A 19,740-nucleotide genomic window follows, 5' to 3' on the forward strand; every position below is an offset into this window, starting at 1 on the left:
GCCGGCGGGTGGCAGCCGAGGCACGCAGGTGAGTGGCGGCTCAGCCGAGATGCCGGTTCGGTGCCTTCGCCGCGTCCTCGTACTCCGGGAGCACGAGGACGTCGACGCCCGCCGCGGCCAGCAGGCCGTTCCCGTCGGCCGCCGTCACGAACGTGTCGGGCTCGCGCCAGGCGGTGACGACCCGGCGCACGCCCGCGTCGAGGATCAGCCGGGCGCAGGGCGCGGGCCGCGAGGCACGGTGGGCGCAGGGCTCCAGGCTGCTGTAGACCGTGGCGGCCGCGAGCCCGGGATCGGCCGGGTCGATCTTGGCGAGCGCGGCCTCCTCGGCGTGCGAGACGGGGTCGGACTCACGGGAGTACCCGCGGGCCAGCTCCGTGCCGTCGGCCGCGACGACGACCGCTCCCACACTGAACGCGGTCCGCGAGGGCGGACACTCCGCGGCCAGTTCGCAGGCGAGCTCCAGCCACCGGTGGTCGGCGGCCGAGGGTGCGGACCCGGTGCCGGGCGCGGTGGGCACGTACCGCATGAGCACCACGTCCCCCACGGGCCGCGTCTCGACCAGCCGCAGCCGGCTGCGGGGACCGCCGGGGTACTCGCCGGGCCCGAACAGACGGGGTGCGTCCGGCTGCCCCACCAGGAGCGGCGCGAGGGCGAGCTGCAGTTCGTCGGCGAGCCCCTGCTGGAGGAGCTGGGTGTGGACGCGTCCGCCGCCCTCGACCATGAGCCGCCGTACGCCCCGTACGTCGTGCAGGTGGGTGAGCACGGCACGCCAGTCCAGGACGGGCCCCACGGGGACGACGTCGACGCCCAGCCCGCGCAGGGCCCCGGCGGCCTTCGGGGCGCCCTCGTCGGAGGTGTAGACGACCTTCTCGCCGCCGGTGGACCAGAAGTTGGCCTGCGGATCCAGGTCGCCGGTGCCGCTGACGGTGACCTTCAGCGGGTACTCGGGGCGGCCGGCGTCGACGCGGACCGCCCGCCGCACGGCGGAGTTGACGAGGAGCCGGGGGTTGTCGGCGCGCAGCGTGCCCGCGCCGACCAGGATGGCGTCGGAGTCGGCCCGTACCTCGTCGACCCGGTCGAAGTCGGCGGGGCCGGAGAGCAGCAGCCGTTCGGGGCCGGTGTCGTCCAGGCGACCGTCGAGGGAGACGGCGGCGGACAACAGGACGTAGGGGTGGGGCATGGGCGCGCTCCCTTTCGCGGGCGGGACCTGACTCGTTCGCAGGAAGGCCCGACATTGGTTCAAACTTGAAGCAAACTTACACTGGAGACATGACGACCCGCTGGCTCACTCCCGACGAGCAGCGCGCCTGGCGCGCCTACATCGCCGCCTCCCACCTCCTGGAGGACGCGATCGACCGGCAGCTCCAGCAGGAGGCCGGCATGCCCCACCTGTACTACTCCATCCTGGCCAACCTCTCCGAGGCGCCGGAGCGCCGCCTGCGGATGACCGACCTGGCCGAGCGGACGAAGATCACCCGCAGTCGGCTGACGTACGCGGTGGGGCGGCTGGAGAAGGACGGGGCCGTACGCCGCGAAGGATGCCCCACGGACCGGCGGGGCAGCGTCGCGGCCCTGACCGACGAGGGGATGACACTGCTGGAACGCACGGCTCCGGGCCATGTGGAGACGGTACGCGCGGCCCTCTTCGACCACCTCACCCCGGAACAGGTCGGGCAGTTGGAGGAGATCTGCGCGGGGGTCGCACGGAACCTTCAGGGCGACGAGCCGGGGACCGTCGCGGAGGACGTGCCGTGGCGCCGGCGCTCGTCGGGGCCTTGCACCTCCTCGCAGCCGCAGTCGTGGCCGTGACCACGGCGGTGACCGTGACCACGGCGGCGAGCGGGACCACGGGGGTGAGTGGGACCACGGCGGCGAGCGGGATCGACCAACCATTGCTTTAACTTTAAAACATGGATAGGGTCCCGAATCGAGGATCTGCTTCAAATCTGAAGCAGATGAGGAACGTGGACCGGAGAGCCGCATGCCCGACTACCCCGCCGCCACCCAGCGCTCGCGCGTCCGGGTGCCCCTGCGCTTCCACGACGGCTACGGCGTCGACGCCGAACTGGTCACCTTCCACGGCCTGACCGACGGCCGGGAACACGTGGCGATGGTCCTCGGCGACCCCGCCGGCGCCACGCCCCTGGTCCGTCTGCACTCGGAGTGCCTGACGGGCGACGCCTTCGGCTCGTCCCGCTGCGACTGCGGCCCTCAGCTGCGCGAGGCCGTCGAGCGGATCGCGGAGCACGGCGGCGTCCTCCTCTACCTGCGCCAGGAGGGCCGCGGCATCGGCCTCTACAACAAGCTCGACGCGTACGCCCTCCAGGACCAGGGTCTCGACACGTACGCCGCCAACACGGCCCTCGGCCTGCCCGAGGACGCCCGCGACTACACGGCGGCGGCCCAGATGCTCACCGCCCTCGGCATCGGGGAGCTGGACCTCCTGTCCAACAACCCGGACAAGGCGGAGCAGCTCCGCACCCTGGGCGTGGACGTGCGGCACCGCATCCCGACGGGCGTGTTCACCACGGCCCACAACGTCCTCTACCTCCGCGCGAAGGTCCTCCGGACCCAGCACACGCTGCCGCTGGCGGAACTCACGGCGGGCTGACGCGGCTCCGGTGTCCCGACAGGCCGCGGCGGAAGCGGTGGCTCCGCGGCGTCTCCCGGGCAGAACGACGGCATGGGGGACGACACGGGGGACGAGAGCGAGGCGCAGCGCATCGCGCAGGACGGCCGACTCTGGCAGCACACGCTGCACGAGAACACCATGCTGTTCCAGCGGGGCAACCTCTTCCTGGTGGGCCAGTCCCTCTTCGCCGTGGCCCACACGACGCTCCTCGGCGCGGAGCAGCACCTGGTGGCGGCGCGCGTCCTGGCGGCCTTCGGCCTCGTACTGGCCCTGACCTGGCTGTACGTCGGCCACCGGCACCGGCTCTACTACCAGCACGTACAGCGCCGCGCACTGCAACGCCTGCCCGAGTACGCGGCCACGTGGACAAGCTGGGCGGAGCGAAGACAGGGCCGCGCCCGGGGCCGCTCGATCGTACTGATCGCCTACCTGCTGCCGTCGCTGGCGGCGGTGATGTGGACGGCGCTGCTGCTGATCAGCTGAGCCGACCGGCCGCCGGCCCGGGTCAGGAACGGACCCTCGCCTCGGATCATGCCGAAGCAGGGGCCTGCGCATGGTCCCTTGGATCTCGACTCGGGTATGGATCCCGTTGCGCGCACCGACGACCGAGGTCACTGCCAGAAGATCTCCTCGACGACGATCTGGGGGTCCTCGGTACGCCGGACGAGGGTGACGGCCGGGGCGGCAGGCGGGGCGCGGGCACGGGGGCGCCGTTCACGTGTTCCATCGATCGAGGCGGACATCGCGTCCGGCAAGTTGCCGCAGGGGGCCGCACTGCCCGGTGAGCGGGCCATGACGGACCTGTACAGCGTGAGCATCGGCACCGTGCGCCGTGCCGTCGTCGAACTCCGCAGACGCGGACTCGTAGCGACCCTGCCCGCGAAGGGGACGTACGTCATCGAAGTGCCGCGGCCCTCCGGCGACGAGCCCGCCGGGGGCGAGCTCCGTCAGGCACCGGGACTCCGTACACGTCCGTGCGTGCCTGTGGCGCTCGGCGCGGCACAGGAGTAGGTCACTGGCAGGGGGTGGCCGCATGGCTGACGACAGCGATGTTCTTCTGGAGATCTGGCGTGACCAACGCCAGGCGGCGGTCCAGTCGGAGAACCAGCGGGCGACGCTTTCCAACATCGTCATCCTGGTCGTCGCCGCGGGCCTGGGGCTCATATCGCAGAGAGGCATACACATGTCGACGCTGGTGATCTCGGTGCCGATGACTCTTCTGGGCCTCTACGGCGCGCTGGCCTGCCTCAAATTCCGGGAGCGCTTCGAGTACCACAACACCGTGGCTCGGCAGTTGCGGGACCAGCTGACCGCCCTGCACCCCGAGCTGAACGTCCAAGCGGCCTGGCCTCTCGCCTTCGCGCGGCATCTTCCCAGGTACCCGAGGCTCTTCAGAATCCGGCTCTATGTCCTGTGGGCGCTGTTGCACGCCGGAGTCGCCCTGACGGGGGCCGTCCTGTCGGGATGCGCGCTGGCCGTATGAGGGACTGCGCACGACCTGGTCGTACTGACCGCCGGTGACAGTTTCGGGGCGCAGGTGTTCACCGGGAACAGGACACACCGCGCACGGGGCAAGCGGGTGACAGGAGCGTTGCCCGGCGGGAAGCGGGTCGTTGGGGCAGGCATGATCAAGAAGATTGCCTGTGTCTCCGTCCTGGCCGGCACCCTCCTGGCAACCGCTCCGACCGCCCAGGCGGCAGCCGCGGCCGCACCCGTCCCGCCCGCCGGCGCGCCCGGCGCCGGTCTCCTCAACGGCCTCCTCGGGTCGCTGGAGGTGGGGAACCCGGTCGCGTCGCCCTCGACGCTGCTCCCGGCGGGCCTCGTCGGCAAGTGAGGCGACGCCCGGCCTTTCCGGCCGCGGTGCGGCCCGCGCCGAACCTTCGAAGACGACGACACCCCCCGAGAGGCCGAAGCCTGTCGGGGGGTGTTCGTGCTGGGCGATCCCGGATCGGACCTCCCAACTCGCGTAGACCCTGTCGGACTCGAACCGACAACCAATGGATTAAAAGTCCACTGCTCTGCCAATTGAGCTAAGGGTCCGCGCACCGGGCCGAAGCCGGTGCGCGCACCGACCTCGCGCCGGTGCAGGAACGAGCATAGCCGGACGCGGCCGGGACTCCGATCGGGTATCGGTGTACCGGCCGCGTCGAAGGGTGTCGAAGGGTTCCGGGCGTCACGGATCGAGTGGTTCAGGCGCGCCGGCGCGGGCCGCCTCGCGGGCGCGGGTCCGTTCGTGGTCCGGGTTGAGGAACCAGCGCCGGGCCGAGGCGAACCACCACGCCGCGGCGAAGCCGAGGACGGCCAGGACGGCGACCGGGGCGTAGTTGAAGGTCTCCCAGGTGACCGGCGAGACCTGCGGGAGCATGAAGAGGACCGTGATCACGCAGACCCAGACGACCGCCACGACGCCGATCGGGCGGGACCAGCGGCCCAGGTGCCACGGGCCCCGTTCGAAGTCCTCGCCCCTGCGCACCCGCAGCAGCGTCGGCATGACGTACGCGATGTAGAGGCCGATCACCGCGATGGACGTCACCGCCGCGTACGCGGTCACGTTGATCAGGTACGGCAGACCCAGGGCCAGCGCGCCCAGCGCCGCGAGCCACACCGCCGCGACGGGGGTGCGCGTGCGCGGGTTCACCGTGTGCCACACGTGGGAGAACGGGAGCGCCCCGTCCCGCGAGAAGGCGTAGATCATGCGGGAGTTGGCGGTCACCGACGCCATGCCGCAGAACAGCTGCGCGCCGATCACCACCAGCAGCAGGAGCTTGCCCGCGGTGGCGCCCAGCGCGTCCAGCAGGATCTGGGCCGGCGGCACGCCCGTCGGGGACTCACGGGCGCCGTCGTACGACTGGATCGCGAAGGTGAAGCCGAGGAGGAGGACGAAGCCCGCTATCCACGACGTCCAGATGGACTGGACGATGCCCTTCGGTCCGGCCGTGGCCGCGTCGCGCGTCTCCTCCGTCATGTGCGCCGAGGCGTCGTACCCGGTGAAGGTGTACTGCGCCATCAGCAGGCCGAGCAGGACGACGTAGAAGCCGCTGCCCCAGCCCGTGTTGTTGACGAACTCGGTGAAGACGAAGGACGCCGACCGATGGTGGTCGGGCGCGAAGGTCAGCGCGCCCACGATGACCGCGACGCCCACGACGTGCCACCACACGCTGACGTTGTTGAGGAGGCCGACGATGCGTACGCCGAAGGTGTTCAGCAGGCCGTGCAGGACGAGGATCGCCGCGAAGAGCAGGATCGTGCGGCCGGGGGTCACCTCGAAGTCGAACTGCAGGTTCAGGTACGCGCCCAGGAACGAGGCCGCGCCGAAGTCGATGCCCGCCGTCACCGCGACCTGGCCGAGGACGTTGAACCAGCCGGTGAACCACGCCCAGGCCGCGGCCGTACGCGGTGGGGCGAGGCGGTGCGCCCAGAAGTACAGGCCCGCGGAGGTCGGGTACGCCGAGCAGATCTCGGCCATCGCGAGCCCGACGAACAGGGTCATGAGACCGACCGCGACCCAGCCCCAGGTGATCACCGCGGGGCCGCCGGTGTTCATGCCGAACAGGTAGAGCGTCAGGCAGCCCGACAGGACGGAGATGATCGTGAAGGAGACCGCGTAGTTGGAGAACGCCGACATGCGGCGGGCGAGAACCTGGGTGTAGCCGAGCTGGGCCAGCCGCTCTTCGTCCGACAGCCCACTCGCTCTGGCGTCATCTGTCATGCCCCCAGCAATGCCCTCGCCGGAGGTATGACATGCGTCACAGGAGTGTCGGCTCGGCCGGAAACACCGGCGCGGCTCGGGCCCGCGCCCGGGGTGGTGCCCGGGGCGGCGCCGACGACGCCGAAGGGCCCGGCCGACCGAGGTCGTCCGGGCCCTTCGTGTGCTGTGCCGCGGCCCGTCAGGGGCCGGGCCCGCCGTCAGCCGTTGCGCTTCCAGCGGGGCTTGTCGTCGCGGCGGCCGAAGGAGGAGCCGGAGCCCGAACCGGAGCCGGCGCCGCGGTGGTCGTCACGGCGGCCGTAGGGACGGTCGTGGCCGCCGGAGCGGAAGCCACCGCCGCCCGTGGGGCGGTCGTCACGACGGTCACGGTTGAACGGGCGGTCGCTGCCCCGGTGGCCGGACGGACGGTCGTCCCGGCGGAAACCGCCCGAGGGACGGTCGCCGTCGCGGCGGTCACGGTTGAAGCCGCCCGAGGGACGGTCGTCACGGCGGTCGCGGTTGAAGCCGCCACCCGACGAACGGTCGTCACGACGGTCGTCCCGGCGGAAACCACCGGAACCGCCCGACGGACGCTCGTCACGACGGTCGAAGGAACGGCCGCCGCGCTCGTCGTCCCGGCGGAAACCGCCCGAGGGACGGTCGCCGTCGCGGCGGTCACGGCTGAAGCCGCCCGACGGACGCTCGTCACGGCGGTCGCGGTTGAAGCCGCCACCCGACGAACGGTCGTCACGACGGTCGTCGCGGCGGAAACGACCGGAACCGCCCGACGGAGGCTCGTCACGAAGGTCGAAGGCCCGGCCGCAGCGCTCGTCGTCCCGGCGGAAACCGCCCGAGGGACGGTCGCCGTCGCGGCGGTCACGGCTGAAGCCGCCCGACGGACGCTCGTCACGACGGTCACGGTTGAAGCCGCCACCCGACGAACGGTCGTCACGACGGTCGTCCCGGCGGAAACCACCGGAGCCACCCGACGGACGCTCGTCACGACGGTCACGGCGCTCGTAGTTGCCGCGGTCGTCACGACGCTGACGCGGCTCCTCGCGCACCGGCTCGGCGTCGGCGGACTGCGCCGCCGGCTCCTGCGCCACGGCCGCCGCGGCGGCCTCGACGACGGCGGCCGCCTCGGCGAGCGCGGTCTCCGGGTCCTCGCCCCGCTCCCGCGCGGACCGCGCGATCAGCCGGTCGGCCTCCTCGCGCAGTTCGGCGGCGCGCCGCTGCGCGCGCTCCAGCTCCTTGGTGAGCTGCGAGACCTCGCGCTCGGCCTGCTGCGCCGCGTTGCCCGCGGACTCGGCCTGGACCTCGGTCATCGACCGGGCACCCGTGATCTCCGCGACCTCCGGGTCGAAGGCGGCGCCGCCCTGGATGATGTGGCGCGAGGCGTCCACGCCCGCGTCCTCCATCTGGCGGAAGAGCTGCCGGCGCTGGTGCGGCAGGGAGAGCGACACGACCGTGCCGCTGCGCCCCGCGCGGGCCGTACGGCCGGAGCGGTGCAGGTAGTCCTTGTGGTCACCGGCCGGGTCCACGTTCAGGACCAGGTCGATGCCGTCGACGTGGATGCCGCGGGCGGCGACGTCGGTCGCGACGAGCGCGTTGACGTAGCCCTTCTTGAAGTCTTCGAGCACCCGGGTGCGGGCGCCCTGCGTCATGCCCCCGTGCAGCGCGTCGGCCTTCACACCGGAGTCGCAGAGCTGCTCGGCGATGCGGTCGGCGCCCAGCTGGGTGCGGACGAAGATGATCGTGCGGCCCTTGCGGGAGGCGATCGCGGCGGTGACCGGCGCCTTGTCCTTGGGCTTCACGATGAGGATGTGGTGCGACATGGTCGTGACGTTGCCCTGGGCGCTGTCGACCTCGTGCGTCACCGGGTTGGTCAGGTAGCGCTTGACCAGCGTGGAGATCTCGTTCTCCATGGTGGCCGAGAACAGCATGCGCTGGCCGCCGCCGGGGATCTGGTCGAGCAGCTCGGTGACCTCGGGCAGGAAGCCCAGGTCGGACATCTGGTCGGCCTCGTCGAGCACGGCGACCTGGACGTTCTCCAGCGAGCAGGCGCCGCGGTTGATGATGTCGCGCAGCCGGCCCGGGGTGGCGACGAGGACGTCGACGCCGCGCTCCAGGGCGTAGATCTGGTTGCTCATCGACGTACCGCCGCAGACGACCTTCATCTTCAGGCCGAGGACGTCGCCGTACGGCTGGAGGGCGTCCGCGACCTGCATCGCGAGCTCACGCGTCGGCGTGAGGATGATGCCGCGGGGCTTCTTCTTCTCGGTGTGGCCGCCGGAGAGCTGCGCGAGCAGCGGCAGACCGAAGGAGAGGGTCTTGCCGGAGCCGGTACGGCCGCGGCCGAGGATGTCCTTGCCGGCCAGGGCGTCCGGGATGGTCGCGGCCTGGATCGGGAAGGGGCTGGTCACACCGTTCTGCGCGAGCTTGCGCACGACGCCCTCGGGGAGACCGAGGGTGCCGAACGTGACCTCGGGGGTCGCAGGGACCTCGTCGACGGCGGGGGTCTCGCCGACGGCAGGGATCTCGTCGACGGCGGGGACCTCGTCGGTGACGGGAGTCCCGTCGACGGTGCGGACCGCGTCGGTGGCGGGGATCGCCGGGGCCGTGCCGGTCGCGGGGGCCGCGTCGGCCGCCTCGTTCTCGGGCACGACGATGTGATCAGTACTGGAAATGGACATGCGAATGCGAAACCTTCCGGAGTCTCGTCGGCACGCGCCCGTCAACTCCGTGATTTCGCAAACGACCGCCTCAATGCGGTCAGCCACGGTAAGGGGAGAGTACGCGCCACGCGGCGCTCTGTGATGGCGCCGGGCAATTGGTATCAAACGATCTACTACCATACGCACCCTCTGCCGTCTAAGGCAAACCGAATCCGATTTCCCAGGTCAGAGGGGGTGCGCACGCTTCCCGCGTCCCGGTCCGAAGCCTGCTCAGGCCTCGAAGCCGGCTTTCGGTGCCGGCTCGCGGAACTCGAAGAGCTGCGGCTCGGGCTCCGGGTGTGCCGAGGACGACGGCTCGGCGGTGGTCGGGTCCGGTGACGGCACAGGCGTCTCCTTCGTGGGCGTCGGCTCCGGCGCCGGGCGGGTCGGCGTGGAGGGCGCCTTGGTCGGCGAGGACACCCGTGGCCTGGGCTTCTTCCCGTCGTCGTCGTGGTCCTTGCCGGGCTTCTCCGGCGCGGCCGACCGGCTCGCCCCGCTCCTGCGGGCCGACGGCGACGCCGGTCCCGACGCGGACCTGCCCGGCTTCGCCCTGGCGTGTTTTCCGTCACTCGCCCCCTGCCGGCCGGGGCGGGCGCCGCTCACTGCCGCCCCGCCGTCGGGCGCCTCACCGCCCTGCCGCGCCGCCGAGTGGGAGGGTTCGGCCCGGCTCCCCCCGTCGTCACCGACGCTCATGCAGCCGGCGGAGGTGGCGACGGCCAGCGCCGCGGCGGCCAGACGGACGGGTACGTACATGGCGCGCACGGGCAGCTACCTCCGAAAGGGGTCCCCCTGCTCGGCGGGTACCAGTAACGGTGCCGGTGCCGGGAGCGCGGGGAAGGATACGAGGAGTCCCCCTGCCCAACTCCCGCCGCCCGCGGGAGGACACGCGACCGCACGCGACGAACGCCGAGCGGACGCCGAGCGGACGCCGGCCGTGCGCGGCGCGGGCACCCGTCGTCAGCCGTACCCCAGCGCGTGCAGCCGTTCGTCGTCGATGCCGAAGTGGTGGGCGATCTCGTGCACCACGGTCACCTCGGTCTCGGCCACGACCTCCTCGCGCGTGCCGCACATCCGCAGCGTGGGACCCCGGTAGATGGTGATCCGGTCCGGCAGCACCCCCGCGTACCACTCGCCGCGATCCGTCAGCGGCGTCCCCTCGTAGAGCCCGAGCAGCTCGGGATCGTCGGCGGGCGGCTCGTCCTCGACGAACACCGCCACGTTGTCCATCAGCCGCGTCAGCTCCGGCGGGATCCGGTCCAGCGCCTCGGCGACCAGTTCCTCGAACTCCTCGCGCGTCATCTCCAGCACGTGACCATTGTCCGGTACGGACACGACGGACAGAAGCACGGACGGCCGTACGCGGCAGCGGGCGCACGCGATGGGCAGGCGCCCGCGGTGGGCAGGCGCCCGCCGCGGGTGCCCGGTCCGCGCCGCATAGCCGCCCCACCCCTTGGGCATACGGCCCCAATGGCCCGCGTCCCCGCTGCCGCCGCTCTGCACCGCGTGCGAAAAGCCCCCCGCGTCCTCGTACGCCACTACAGCTCCCGCCGCACCCACCCGGTCGTCGAACTCGTCGCCCAGCCGCACCCGTACACCCGTGCGCTCGGTCTCGTCGCCGTCGTCCTGCTCGGCGCGTGGCTGGGCCTGCTGATCGTGGGGAACGTCCGCACTCCGGTCGGCCCCATGGACACCACGATGACCCTGCGCCCCTCCCTCACGGGCGGCACGAAGATCAACGTCTCTCCGCTCGGCGCCCTCGAACTGCGCAGCCACACGGCCCCCCTGCGCCTCGACGTGGCCGTCGACCAGCTCGACCCGGTCCGCTCCCAGGCCCTGGTCGACCACCCCGAGCGGCTCTCCGGCCTCCAGGACGAGGTCGCCCGGGACGTCGGCGCCGGCACGCTCGACCTGGCCGTGCGCTCCGTCGTCGCCGTCGTGTCCGGCGCGACCGCCCTCGGCCTCGCGGTCTACCGCCGGCCCCGCCGGGCCCTCGCGGCGGGCGGCCTGGCACTGGCCCTGCTGGCCGCCTGCGGGGCGACCGCCTTCGCCACCTGGAACCCCAAGTCGGTCCTGGAGCCGAGGTTCTCCGGGCTGCTCTCCTCCGCGCCCTCGGTGGTCGGCAACGCCCGCAGCATCGTCAGCGAGTTCGACGTGTACCAGAAGGAGCTGGCCCGCCTGGTGACGAACGTGACGAAGCTGTACGACGCCACGTCCACGCTTCCCGCGTACACGCCCGACCCCTCCACCATCCGGGTCCTGCACGTCTCCGACATCCATCTCAACCCGGCGAGCTGGAAGATCGTCGCGTCGCTGGTGGAGCAGTACGAGATCGACGTCATCGTGGACTCGGGCGACACCATGGACCACGGGACGGCGGCGGAGAACGGCTTCCTGGACCCGGTCGCCGACCTCGGCGCGCCCTACGTCTGGGTACGCGGCAACCACGACGGCCGGGACACCCAGCGGTACCTGGAACGCATGGAGAACGTGCACGTGCTCGACGACGGCCGGGCCGTGTCGGTCGCCGGCCTGCGCTTCGCGGGCATCGGCGACCCGCAGTACACCCCGGACCGCTCGAACCCGCCGGCCGGTCGGCGCTCGGAGGAGCTGGCCGGTGCCCGGCTCGCCTCCGCGCTGCGCGACCAGGAGGCCGCGGGCACCCCGGTCGACGTCGCGGTGGCGCACAACCCGACGGCCGCACGCGAGACGGACGGCGACGTGCCCCTGGTGCTGGCCGGTCATGTCCACCACCAGGAGATGGAGGTCATGGAGTACGGCACGCGGCTGCGCATCGAGGGTTCCACGGGCGGCGGCGGGCTGCGCGCGCTGGAGGGCGAGGGTCCCGCCCCGATCGAGACGTCGATCCTCTACCTCGACCGCGACACCCGCCGGCTCCAGGCCTGGGACGAGATCGAACTGGGAGGTCTCGGACTGACGACGGCCGAGGTCAGCCGCCATCTCCCCAAGGAGAACCGGCCCGGGGCGCCGTCCGCCACGTCCCCCTCCGCCCCCGCCCCGTAAACCGTTTTGGCGATCCCTCCCGACATCCCATATGCTTCTCACGTCCCCGACGCGCTGCGAAGCGCCCAGGCGGGCCGATAGCCCTCATCGTCTAGCGGCCTAGGACGCCGCCCTTTCAAGGCGGTAGCACGGGTTCGAATCCCGTTGGGGGCACGCAACACGGTGTGCGAGACTGATTCGTCTGCGCTCGCGCACAAAAGCTGGGTCCTGTGGAGCAGTTTGGAGTGCTCGCCACCCTGTCAAGGTGGAGGCCGCGGGTTCAAATCCCGTCAGGACCGCTGCGATTCTCTCGTGGATCGCGTGGCTGGGTAGCTCAGTTGGTACGAGCGATCGCCTGAAAAGCGATAGGTCGCCGGTTCGATCCCGGCCCCAGCCACCACCCGAAGGCCCCGTCCACCCGGACGGGGCCTTCGCCGTGCGCCCGGCGTCGGCCACCCCGCCGGGGCCGGGTCCGCGGGGTCCCCGTCCGCGCCGGTTCGTTCGGGCGCGGGTGCGTGGGGGCTGGTGCGTGGGGGCTGGTCGCGCGGGTTCCCCGCGCCTCTCGGAAGCGCCGGTGCCGGACCGTATCCGCCCCGCGTCCCCGAAAGGGGGCGGGATTCACGCCGCCGCCCCGCCCGCCGCGTGGGACGGGCCCCCTTCCCTGCCGCCCGGGTGCCGGTGGCGCCAGGTCCAGAAGACCGCGCAGGAGACCAGTGCCCAGCCCCCGAGGACCAGGAACGGGAACACGTGCTGGTGGCCGGGGAAGTAGACCGCCGTGTGCTGGGCGTTGACCGAAGCCCCCGGCGGCAGCCAGCGGCCGATGACGCCGAGCGGCGACGGCAGCAGGGGCCAGGAGACGGCGCCGCCCGACGAGGGGTTGCCGAGCAGGACCATCAGCCCCCAGGTGGGCAGCATCGCCCAGCGTCCGAACAGGGTGTTGAACATCGTGAAGACCATGCCCGACGTGAACATGGTCAGCGCCAGGATCAGCCACGACTCGACGAACGGCAGCTCCAGGGCGCCCAGCACCCAGTCGACCACCGCCGCGATCACGAACCCGCCGAGCAGGGCGTACGCGGCCGTGAACGCGATGCGCTCCAGCGGGTTCAGCGCCCGCGCGTGCACGCTGAGCTGGATCGCCCCGACGAACCCGATGATCACGGCCGCCAGGGAGATGTAGAAGATCACGAGACCGCGCGGGTCCCCCTCCTGCAAGGGCTTGACGTCGCGGACCGTGACCGCCACCCCGGTCTCCTCGCCGACGGCCGGCGCGGCCTTCCCCAGCACCTCCGCGACCGAGGCCCCGGACGCCCCGGACACGTCCAGGACCACCGACCGGCCCGAGTCCCGTACGTCGAGGACCGCGAAGACCTCCTGGTCGTCCATCGCTTCGAGGGCCGCCGTCCGGCTGTCGTACGCGCGGATCTTCAAGGACGCGTCGAGCGCCTTCTCCATCCCCGCGAGGAACGTCCCGCCCCGCCCCTCGTCGTACGCGCCCACCGCCGCGGTCGGCACATGGCGCGGGGTCGGATCCGCCATGGAGTACGTGTACGAACCGGCGAAGAGGCCCGCCGCGGCGGCGAGGATCAGCGCCAGCACCGTCGCGGGGAGGAAGGGGGACTCCTTGAAGGAGTTCCAGCGCTCCCGGCGCGTGGGCGGTCTGCCATGTGCACCGTGCGGCATCTCGGACATATGCCCACGCTAAAGGTGCGTAAGGGATATTTCTCTACGGTGGCCGCTTTGGCCGTATCGGAGCCGCGGCGGTCGTCCGTCCGCGCGGCGCGGGCCGTCCGCTCACGTGGCTCGGGGCCGCCCGCCCGTACGGCGCAGGGCCGCCCGCCCGCGCGGTGCGGGACCGACCGGCCGCGCAGCGCAAAAGCGTTCGCCCCTCGTTTGCCCGAGGTGCGATCCTGGACCGCGTATGTCTACGCACCCTGCCCCCGCCCTCGGCGATCTCGCCCCCCGTCTGGCCGAGCTGTCCCTGCGCGACGCGCACCGGCTCGGGCGCAGGCTGGAGGGCGCGCGCCGGATCCGCAAACCCGAGGCCCGCGCCGCCGTCACCGCCGAGATCGAGGCGGAGGTGGCGAAGGGCGAGGCCCGTATGGCCGAGCGGCGCGGCCGTGTGCCCGCCGTCACGTATCCCGAGCAGCTGCCCGTCAGCCAGAAGAAGGACGAGATCGCGGCCGCCATCCGTGATCACCAGGTCGTGATCGTCGCGGGCGAGACCGGCTCCGGCAAGACGACCCAGATCCCCAAGATCTGCCTCGAACTGGGTCGTGGCGTCCGCGGCATGATCGGGCACACCCAGCCCCGCCGCATCGCCGCCCGCACCGTCGCCGAGCGCGTCGCCGAGGAGCTGGACACCCCGCTGGGCGAGGCCGTCGGCTGGAAGGTCCGCTTCACCGACCAGGTGAACCCGCAGGGCACCTTCGTCAAGCTGATGACGGACGGCATCCTGCTCGCCGAGGTCCAGACGGACCGCGAGCTGCGCGCCTACGACACGATCATCATCGACGAGGCCCACGAGCGGTCCCTGAACATCGACTTCCTGCTCGGCTACCTGGCCCAGCTGCTGCCGAAGCGGCCGGACCTCAAGGTCGTCATCACCTCCGCGACCATCGACCCCGAGCGGTTCTCCCGGCACTTCGGGGACGCCCCGATCGTCGAGGTCAGCGGACGCACGTACCCCGTCGAGGTGCGCTACCGCCCGCTCCTGGAGGAGGAGGGCGACGATGCCGACCGCGACCAGATCACCGCGATCTGCGACGCCGTCGAGGAGCTGCAGGGCGAGGGCAAGGGCGACATCCTCGTCTTCCTGTCCGGCGAGCGGGAGATCCGCGACACGGCCGACGCCCTCACCAAGAAGAACTACCGGTTCACCGAGGTGCTCCCCCTCTACGCGCGTCTCTCGCACGCCGAGCAGCACCGCGTCTTCCAGCCCCACACCGGCCGCAGGATCGTTCTGGCGACCAACGTCGCCGAGACCTCCCTCACCGTCCCCGGCATCAAGTACGTGATCGACCCGGGCACCGCCCGCATCTCCCGGTACAGCCACCGCACCAAGGTCCAGCGGCTGCCCATCGAGGCGATCTCGCAGGCCAGCGCCAACCAGCGCAAGGGCCGCTGCGGCCGTACCAGCGACGGCATCTGCATCCGGCTCTACTCCGAGGACGACTTCCTCTCCCGTCCGGAGTTCACCGACGCCGAGATCCTGCGGACGAACCTGGCGTCCGTCATCCTCCAGATGACCGCGGCCGGGCTCGGCGAGATCGAGAAGTTCCCCTTCATCGACCCGCCGGACCACCGCAACATCCGCGACGGCGTCCAGCTCCTCCAGGAGCTCAACGCCCTCGACCCGGCGGAGAAGGACCCGCGCAAGCGCCTCACCGAGACCGGCCGCAAGCTCTCCCAGCTCCCCGTCGACCCGCGCCTCGCCCGCATGGTCCTGGAGGCCGACAGGAACGGGTGCGTGCGCGAGGTCATGGTGATCGCGGCCGCGCTCTCCATCCAGGACCCGCGCGAGCGGCCCGCCGACAAGCAGACGCAGGCCGACCAGCAGCACGCCCGCTTCAAGGACGAGACGTCCGACTTCCTGGCGTACCTGAACCTCTGGCGGTACGTGCGCGAGCAGCAGAAGGAGCGCGGCTCGTCGTCGTTCCGGCGCATGTGCAAGCAGGAGTACCTGAACTTCCTGCGCATCCGCGAGTGGCAGGACATCTACACGCAGCTGCGGACCGTCGCCAAGCAGATGGGCATCCACCTCAACGAGGACGACGCGCCCGAGAAGCAGATCCATCTGTCCCTCCTCGCCGGGCTGCTCTCCCACATCGGCATGAAGGACGTGAAGGAGAGCGGCGGCGGGACGGGGACCGGCAAGGACGGCGGGCGCGAGGGCGGCAGGAGCTCCTCGAAGAACGAGTACGTGGGCGCCCGCAACGCCAAGTTCGCGATCTTCCCCGGCTCGGCGCTCTTCAAGAAGCCCCCGCGCTTCGTGATGTCCGCCGAGCTCGTCGAGACGTCCCGGCTGTGGGCCCGGGTGAACGCGCGCATCGAGCCCGAGTGGATCGAGCCGCTGGCGGAGCACCTGCTGAAGCGCACGTACAGCGAACCGCACTGGGAGAAGGACCAGGCGGCGGTGATGGCGTACGAGAAGGTCACGCTGTACGGCGTGCCGATCGTCGTGCAGCGGAAGGTCAACTACGGGCGCATCGACCCGGAGACCAGCCGCGAGCTGTTCATCCGCAACGCCCTGGTCGAGGGCGACTGGCGTACGCACCACAAGTTCTTCGCCGACAACCGCCGGCTCCTGACCGAGGTCGAGGAGCTGGAGCACCGGGCGAGGCGCCGGGACATCCTGGTCGACGACGACACGCTCTTCGACTTCTACGAGGAGCGGGTGCCCGCACACGTCGTCTCCGGCGCCCACTTCGACTCCTGGTGGAAGCACAAGCGCAAGGAGGAGCCCGAGCTCCTCGACTTCGAGCGCTCGATGCTCATCCGGGAGTCGGCCGGGGCGGTCACCAAGGACGACTATCCGGACGCCTGGCGGCAGGGGCGGCTGAAGTTCCGGGTCACGTACCAGTTCGAGCCGGGCGCCGACGCGGACGGCGTGACCGTCCACATCCCGCTCCAGGTGCTGAACCAGGTCACCGACGAGGGCTTCGAGTGGCAGATCCCGGGGCTGCGCGAGCAGGTCGTCACCGAGCTGATCCGCTCCCTGCCGAAGCCGATCCGCCGCAACTACGTGCCCGCGCCCGACTTCGCGCAACGGTTCCTCGCGCAAACGGTGCCGTTGCAGGAGCCCCTGACGGCGGCGATGGCGCGCGAGCTGAAGCGCATGGTCGGAGTACCGCTCACCGCGGACGACTTCGACTGGTCGCGGCTCGACGACCACCTGAAGATCACCTTCCGGATCGTCGACGAGCGGCGCCGCAAGCTGGCCGAGGACAAGGACCTGGAAGCCCTGAAACTGCGGCTGAGGCCGAAGGCGCGCCAGGCGATCTCGCAGGCCGCCGCGGCGACCGCCGAGCGCCACGGCGGGGAGTCCCTGGAGCGTTCGGGGCTGACCGACTGGACCATCGGCTCCCTGACCCGCGTCTTCGAGACGCGCCGGGCCGGCCAGCCGGTGAAGGCGTACCCGGCCCTCGTGGACGACGGACCGGAGGCGGACACCGTCTCCGTACGCCTCTTCGACACCGAGGCCGAACAGCAGCAGGCGATGTGGAAGGGCACCCGGCGGCTCATCCTGCGCAACATCCCGGTGAATCCGGCGAAGTTCGCGTCGGACAAGCTGACGAACGCCCAGAAGCTCGCCCTGTCCGCGAACCCGCACGGGTCGGTCCAGGCCCTGTTCGACGACTGCGCCACGGCCGCCGCGGACAAGCTGATCGGTGATTTCGGGGGCCCGGCCTGGGACGAGGAGTCGTACCGGAAGCTGTACGAGAGGGTGCGCGCGGAGATCGTCGACACGACGGTCCGCACGGTCGGTCAGGTCGAACAGGTGCTGGCCGCCTGGCACGCCTGCGAGCGCCGCCTGAAGGGCGTACGGAGTCCTGTGCTGCTCGCGAACCTGGCGGACGTACGGACGCAGCTGGACGCCCTCGTACGGCCCGGCTTCGTCACGGCGACGGGCCTGCGGCGGCTGCCGGACCTGATGCGCTACCTGGTCGCGGCGGACCGCCGGCTCCAGCAGATGCCGGCCAACGCCCAGCGGGACACCAGCCGCATGGAGAAGGTCCACGAGATGCAGGACGAGTACGCCTGGCTGCTTGAGCAGCTGCCGCAGGGCCGGCCCGTCCCCTCCTCCGTCCTGGACATCCGCTGGATGATCGAGGAGCTGCGGGTCAGCTACTTCGCGCACGCGCTGGGCACGGCGTACCCCGTCTCCGACAAGCGCATCGTGAAGGCGATCGACGCGGCCGCACCGTGACGGCGTCCGCACACCGGGTGAGTTCGCCCAGGGGGCCAACCCTCCTGTAGAGTCCTGTCTCGCAGCGCAACGCAAGATCGCACTGCGAAACAAGGTCCTGTGGAGCAGTTTGGAGTGCTCGCCACCCTGTCAAGGTGGAGGCCGCGGGTTCAAATCCCGTCAGGACCGCAGAAGAAGAACAGAAGGCCCCGTATCCACCAGGATGCGGGGCCTTCTGCATGCGCCCGCGCGGGCTCGGGCCCTCCGGGCTCGGGTCCTGCGGACGCGCGGCGAACGGCATGGCTCACAAGAGGCGCGGAGGACGGCGCGACCTGCCCTCTCCGGGCCGTGACCGAGCAACATCCGCACCACGGACCCCCTGAACCCCGCCCGGCAACACACGGTCTTGACGCCGTCACATTCCGCACGTACTCAGAAACAAGAACAGGACTCCAGCCCTCACCGGAGGTGACCATGGCGGCGACAGCCCGGCATGAGACGCGAGCACTCCTCCGCGCCCACCTGTCGGCCGCCTCCGGCCATCCCCACAGAACGAAGCACTGCCCCGTCTGCCACCGCCTCCTGCGCCTGGCCTCGGCCTCGGAGGACACCCGGGGAACGGGAGGCACGGGAGGCACAGAGGGCGCACAGGGCGCCGAAGGCGTCCCGGAGGACGGCAGCCCCGCCCCGGCGTGAGCGGCCCGCCCACGCCAACTCCCCCTCGGGACAGCCCAGATGATCGGTCTCCCTTAGCGCAGGTGCACCACGGGCAACAAGGACCGGGACATGTGACGGGTGTCACCGCATAAGTTTTCAAACCTGCGGAATTTACCCCCCACCTACAACAGGTCAATTTAATATGTGCAATTGCACTCTGCCCCGGAGTGTCCCCCAGCCGATCCGACAGCTCCGCCCGGACTGCGGCAAGACCGCTCACAGACCGGTCCGGTAGGTGCACACCAGGCACGCACACCCGATGACCAGCGCACAAAAAAGATCGCGCCGGACTCGGCGGAGTCCGGCGCGATCCACGACGCACCCATGGCGCTGATGGTTCCCGGTCGGGCGTGGACCCCGTTGGGGCGGGATCCGCGTCGCGTGAAGCTTGGGCCAGGGCCTGCCGACAAGTTGGGGGAACCGCCGGAATGCCCTGCTATGGAGCTATGGAGTTGTTGTTCAGGCTTCGCTGCGCTGCTGCGGGATGCCCGCAAGCAGAGCGCGGACCTCGGCTTCGCGGTAACGGCGATGCCCGCCGAGCGTGCGGATCGACGTGAGCTTGCCGGCCTTCGCCCACCGCGTGACCGTCTTCGGGTCCACGCGGAACATCGTGGCGACCTCAGCCGGGGTCAGCAGCGGCTCGGCATCAGGGGTGCGAGCGGTCATGAGCGGCCTCCTCGGGAGAACCGAACCTTCTCGGTTCTTTCCTCTAAATTCTGCACCTTGACCCGCGTTGCCCGAAATGGCGGATGCGGGTCGAGTCGGTTATAGGACGAACGGCTTGTCCTCGGCACTACAACTACACCATCCGTCCAGCCACGTCGGCCAAACCGATGGAATTGCCCTCCCAGGTGTTCATCAGCGACGGAAGCCGATGGACCATGCCATAGCGGACAGTCACGCCACTGTGACGATCAGTCACACTGGCGTTCAGGAGTCACGAGACCCCCTAAAGCACGCAATGCCGAGATTCCACCCATACGCAGGCAGAGGGAGCCCTCCCCGGACTCCTTGTCCTATTTTGGCATGAGGAGGGGCGTTGGGCGCAAGGTCCGTGTTAGTGCTGTCCGTCACGCTTACCCCG

At 71.0% G+C, this 19,740-nt stretch carries 17 protein-coding genes and 5 tRNA genes; 13 read left to right on the forward strand and 9 right to left on the reverse strand.

The features are described 5' to 3' along the window. Positions 1–40: 40 nt before the first annotated feature. Positions 41–1,180, reverse strand: coding sequence for a dihydrofolate reductase family protein (locus tag KM933_RS05180; RefSeq protein WP_221348612.1), 1,140 nt, complete (start codon positions 1,178–1,180; stop codon positions 41–43). A gap of 89 nt (positions 1,181–1,269) precedes the next feature. Here KM933_RS05180 and KM933_RS05185 point away from each other — a divergent pair, with 89 nt between their 5' ends. From KM933_RS05185 to KM933_RS05195, 3 genes are all read left to right on the forward strand, one after another. Continuing rightward, a complete protein-coding gene (locus KM933_RS05185; protein ID WP_221348614.1) occupies positions 1,270–1,809 on the forward strand; it encodes a MarR family winged helix-turn-helix transcriptional regulator in 540 nt (179 codons plus the stop codon). Positions 1,810–1,981: 172 nt separating this feature from the next. Further along, the gene (locus KM933_RS05190; RefSeq protein WP_221348616.1) at positions 1,982–2,611 is read left to right on the forward strand and encodes a GTP cyclohydrolase II; all 630 of its coding nucleotides are present in this window, start codon (positions 1,982–1,984) and stop codon (positions 2,609–2,611) included. A 72-nt stretch (positions 2,612–2,683) separates the two neighbouring features. Continuing rightward, a complete protein-coding gene (locus KM933_RS05195; protein ID WP_221348618.1) occupies positions 2,684–3,115 on the forward strand; it encodes a RipA family octameric membrane protein in 432 nt (143 codons plus the stop codon). Positions 3,116–3,243: 128 nt separating this feature from the next. On the opposite strand, the gene KM933_RS39015 is transcribed toward KM933_RS05195, so the two are convergent. Further along, entirely contained in the window at positions 3,244–3,426 is a 183-nt protein-coding gene (locus KM933_RS39015) for a hypothetical protein (RefSeq protein WP_260333155.1), read from the reverse strand. Here KM933_RS39015 and KM933_RS40200 point away from each other — a divergent pair. The 3 genes from KM933_RS40200 (at position 3,389) to KM933_RS05210 (ending at position 4,466) form a co-directional block, all read left to right on the forward strand. Then, a complete protein-coding gene (locus tag KM933_RS40200; protein WP_308013267.1) occupies positions 3,389–3,643 on the forward strand; it encodes a GntR family transcriptional regulator in 255 nt (84 codons plus the stop codon). The two genes, KM933_RS39015 and KM933_RS40200, sit on opposite strands and share 38 nt — an antisense overlap. 22 nt (positions 3,644–3,665) lie before the next feature. Further along, on the forward strand, positions 3,666–4,115 hold the full coding sequence (locus tag KM933_RS05205; RefSeq protein WP_221348620.1) for a hypothetical protein: 450 nt from the start codon (positions 3,666–3,668) through the stop codon (positions 4,113–4,115). A 141-nt stretch (positions 4,116–4,256) separates the two neighbouring features. Beyond that, positions 4,257–4,466 (forward strand): hypothetical protein, encoded by a 210-nt coding sequence (locus KM933_RS05210; protein WP_221348622.1) that lies wholly within the window; start codon positions 4,257–4,259, stop codon positions 4,464–4,466. Positions 4,467–4,599: 133 nt separating this feature from the next. Here the strand turns inward: KM933_RS05210 and KM933_RS05215 are convergent. The 5 genes from KM933_RS05215 to KM933_RS05235 form a co-directional block, all read right to left on the reverse strand. Next, a tRNA-Lys gene (locus KM933_RS05215) sits at positions 4,600–4,672 on the reverse strand. 133 nt (positions 4,673–4,805) lie between these two features. After that, positions 4,806–6,341, reverse strand: coding sequence for an amino acid permease (locus tag KM933_RS05220; protein ID WP_221348624.1), 1,536 nt, complete (start codon positions 6,339–6,341; stop codon positions 4,806–4,808). 197 nt (positions 6,342–6,538) lie between these two features. Beyond that, positions 6,539–9,010, reverse strand: coding sequence for a DEAD/DEAH box helicase (locus tag KM933_RS05225; protein WP_221348626.1), 2,472 nt, complete (start codon positions 9,008–9,010; stop codon positions 6,539–6,541). Positions 9,011–9,262: 252 nt separating this feature from the next. Continuing rightward, a complete protein-coding gene (locus KM933_RS05230) occupies positions 9,263–9,793 on the reverse strand; it encodes a hypothetical protein (protein ID WP_221348628.1) in 531 nt (176 codons plus the stop codon). A gap of 195 nt (positions 9,794–9,988) precedes the next feature. Continuing rightward, positions 9,989–10,339, reverse strand: a complete 351-nt coding sequence (locus KM933_RS05235) for a metallopeptidase family protein (protein ID WP_010352080.1) — start codon at positions 10,337–10,339, stop codon at positions 9,989–9,991. Positions 10,340–10,498: 159 nt separating this feature from the next. Here KM933_RS05235 and KM933_RS05240 point away from each other — a divergent pair, with 159 nt between their 5' ends. The 4 genes from KM933_RS05240 (at position 10,499) to KM933_RS05255 (ending at position 12,431) form a co-directional block, all read left to right on the forward strand. Next, complete coding sequence (locus KM933_RS05240) at positions 10,499–12,052, forward strand: metallophosphoesterase (protein WP_221348630.1); 1,554 nt, start codon at positions 10,499–10,501, stop codon at positions 12,050–12,052. 80 nt (positions 12,053–12,132) lie between these two features. After that, positions 12,133–12,205: transfer RNA gene (locus KM933_RS05245), tRNA-Glu, on the forward strand. A gap of 50 nt (positions 12,206–12,255) precedes the next feature. Continuing rightward, positions 12,256–12,330 (forward strand) — tRNA-Asp (locus KM933_RS05250). Between the two features lie 24 nt (positions 12,331–12,354). Then, positions 12,355–12,431 (forward strand) — tRNA-Phe (locus KM933_RS05255). A gap of 218 nt (positions 12,432–12,649) precedes the next feature. On the opposite strand, the gene KM933_RS05260 is transcribed toward KM933_RS05255, so the two are convergent. Further along, positions 12,650–13,714 (reverse strand): ABC-2 transporter permease, encoded by a 1,065-nt coding sequence (locus KM933_RS05260; RefSeq protein WP_221348973.1) that lies wholly within the window; start codon positions 13,712–13,714, stop codon positions 12,650–12,652. A 238-nt stretch (positions 13,715–13,952) separates the two neighbouring features. Between KM933_RS05260 and hrpA the strand changes: the two genes are divergently transcribed. From hrpA to KM933_RS05275, 3 genes are all read left to right on the forward strand, one after another. Then, entirely contained in the window at positions 13,953–17,960 is a 4,008-nt protein-coding gene (hrpA, locus tag KM933_RS05265; protein ID WP_221348632.1) for an ATP-dependent RNA helicase HrpA, read from the forward strand. A gap of 93 nt (positions 17,961–18,053) precedes the next feature. Then, positions 18,054–18,128: transfer RNA gene (locus KM933_RS05270), tRNA-Asp, on the forward strand. Positions 18,129–18,413: 285 nt separating this feature from the next. Beyond that, on the forward strand, positions 18,414–18,635 hold the full coding sequence (locus KM933_RS05275; protein ID WP_221348634.1) for a DUF6274 family protein: 222 nt from the start codon (positions 18,414–18,416) through the stop codon (positions 18,633–18,635). A gap of 480 nt (positions 18,636–19,115) precedes the next feature. On the opposite strand, the gene bldC is transcribed toward KM933_RS05275, so the two are convergent. Continuing rightward, positions 19,116–19,322: a developmental transcriptional regulator BldC gene (gene bldC / locus KM933_RS05280; RefSeq protein WP_003949541.1), complete on the reverse strand. Its 207-nt coding sequence runs from the start codon at positions 19,320–19,322 to the stop codon at positions 19,116–19,118. Positions 19,323–19,740: the final 418 nt, after the last annotated feature.

It is taken from the genome of Streptomyces beigongshangae, assembly GCF_019710745.1.
GTDB lineage: Bacteria > Actinomycetota > Actinomycetes > Streptomycetales > Streptomycetaceae > Streptomyces > Streptomyces beigongshangae.

Bases quoted from the DNA above. Each gene is read 5' to 3' on its own strand.
- KM933_RS05205 (WP_221348620.1), top strand. From the start codon at position 3,666: ATGGCTGACGACAGCGATGTTCTTCTGGAGATCTGGCGTGACCAACGC.
- KM933_RS05275 (WP_221348634.1), top strand. From the start codon at position 18,414: ATGGCGGCGACAGCCCGGCATGAGACGCGAGCACTCCTCCGCGCCCAC.
- KM933_RS05190 (WP_221348616.1), top strand. From the start codon at position 1,982: ATGCCCGACTACCCCGCCGCCACCCAGCGCTCGCGCGTCCGGGTGCCC.
- KM933_RS39015 (WP_260333155.1), bottom strand. From the start codon at position 3,426: ATGGCCCGCTCACCGGGCAGTGCGGCCCCCTGCGGCAACTTGCCGGAC.
- KM933_RS05180 (WP_221348612.1), bottom strand. From the start codon at position 1,180: ATGCCCCACCCCTACGTCCTGTTGTCCGCCGCCGTCTCCCTCGACGGT.
- KM933_RS05210 (WP_221348622.1), top strand. From the start codon at position 4,257: ATGATCAAGAAGATTGCCTGTGTCTCCGTCCTGGCCGGCACCCTCCTG.
- bldC (WP_003949541.1), bottom strand. From the start codon at position 19,322: ATGACCGCTCGCACCCCTGATGCCGAGCCGCTGCTGACCCCGGCTGAG.
- KM933_RS05195 (WP_221348618.1), top strand. From the start codon at position 2,684: ATGGGGGACGACACGGGGGACGAGAGCGAGGCGCAGCGCATCGCGCAG.
- hrpA (WP_221348632.1), top strand. From the start codon at position 13,953: ATGTCTACGCACCCTGCCCCCGCCCTCGGCGATCTCGCCCCCCGTCTG.
- KM933_RS05225 (WP_221348626.1), bottom strand. From the start codon at position 9,010: ATGTCCATTTCCAGTACTGATCACATCGTCGTGCCCGAGAACGAGGCG.
- KM933_RS05185 (WP_221348614.1), top strand. From the start codon at position 1,270: ATGACGACCCGCTGGCTCACTCCCGACGAGCAGCGCGCCTGGCGCGCC.
- KM933_RS05220 (WP_221348624.1), bottom strand. From the start codon at position 6,341: ATGACAGATGACGCCAGAGCGAGTGGGCTGTCGGACGAAGAGCGGCTG.
- KM933_RS05260 (WP_221348973.1), bottom strand. From the start codon at position 13,714: ATGCCGCACGGTGCACATGGCAGACCGCCCACGCGCCGGGAGCGCTGG.
- KM933_RS05240 (WP_221348630.1), top strand. From the start codon at position 10,499: ATGGCCCGCGTCCCCGCTGCCGCCGCTCTGCACCGCGTGCGAAAAGCC.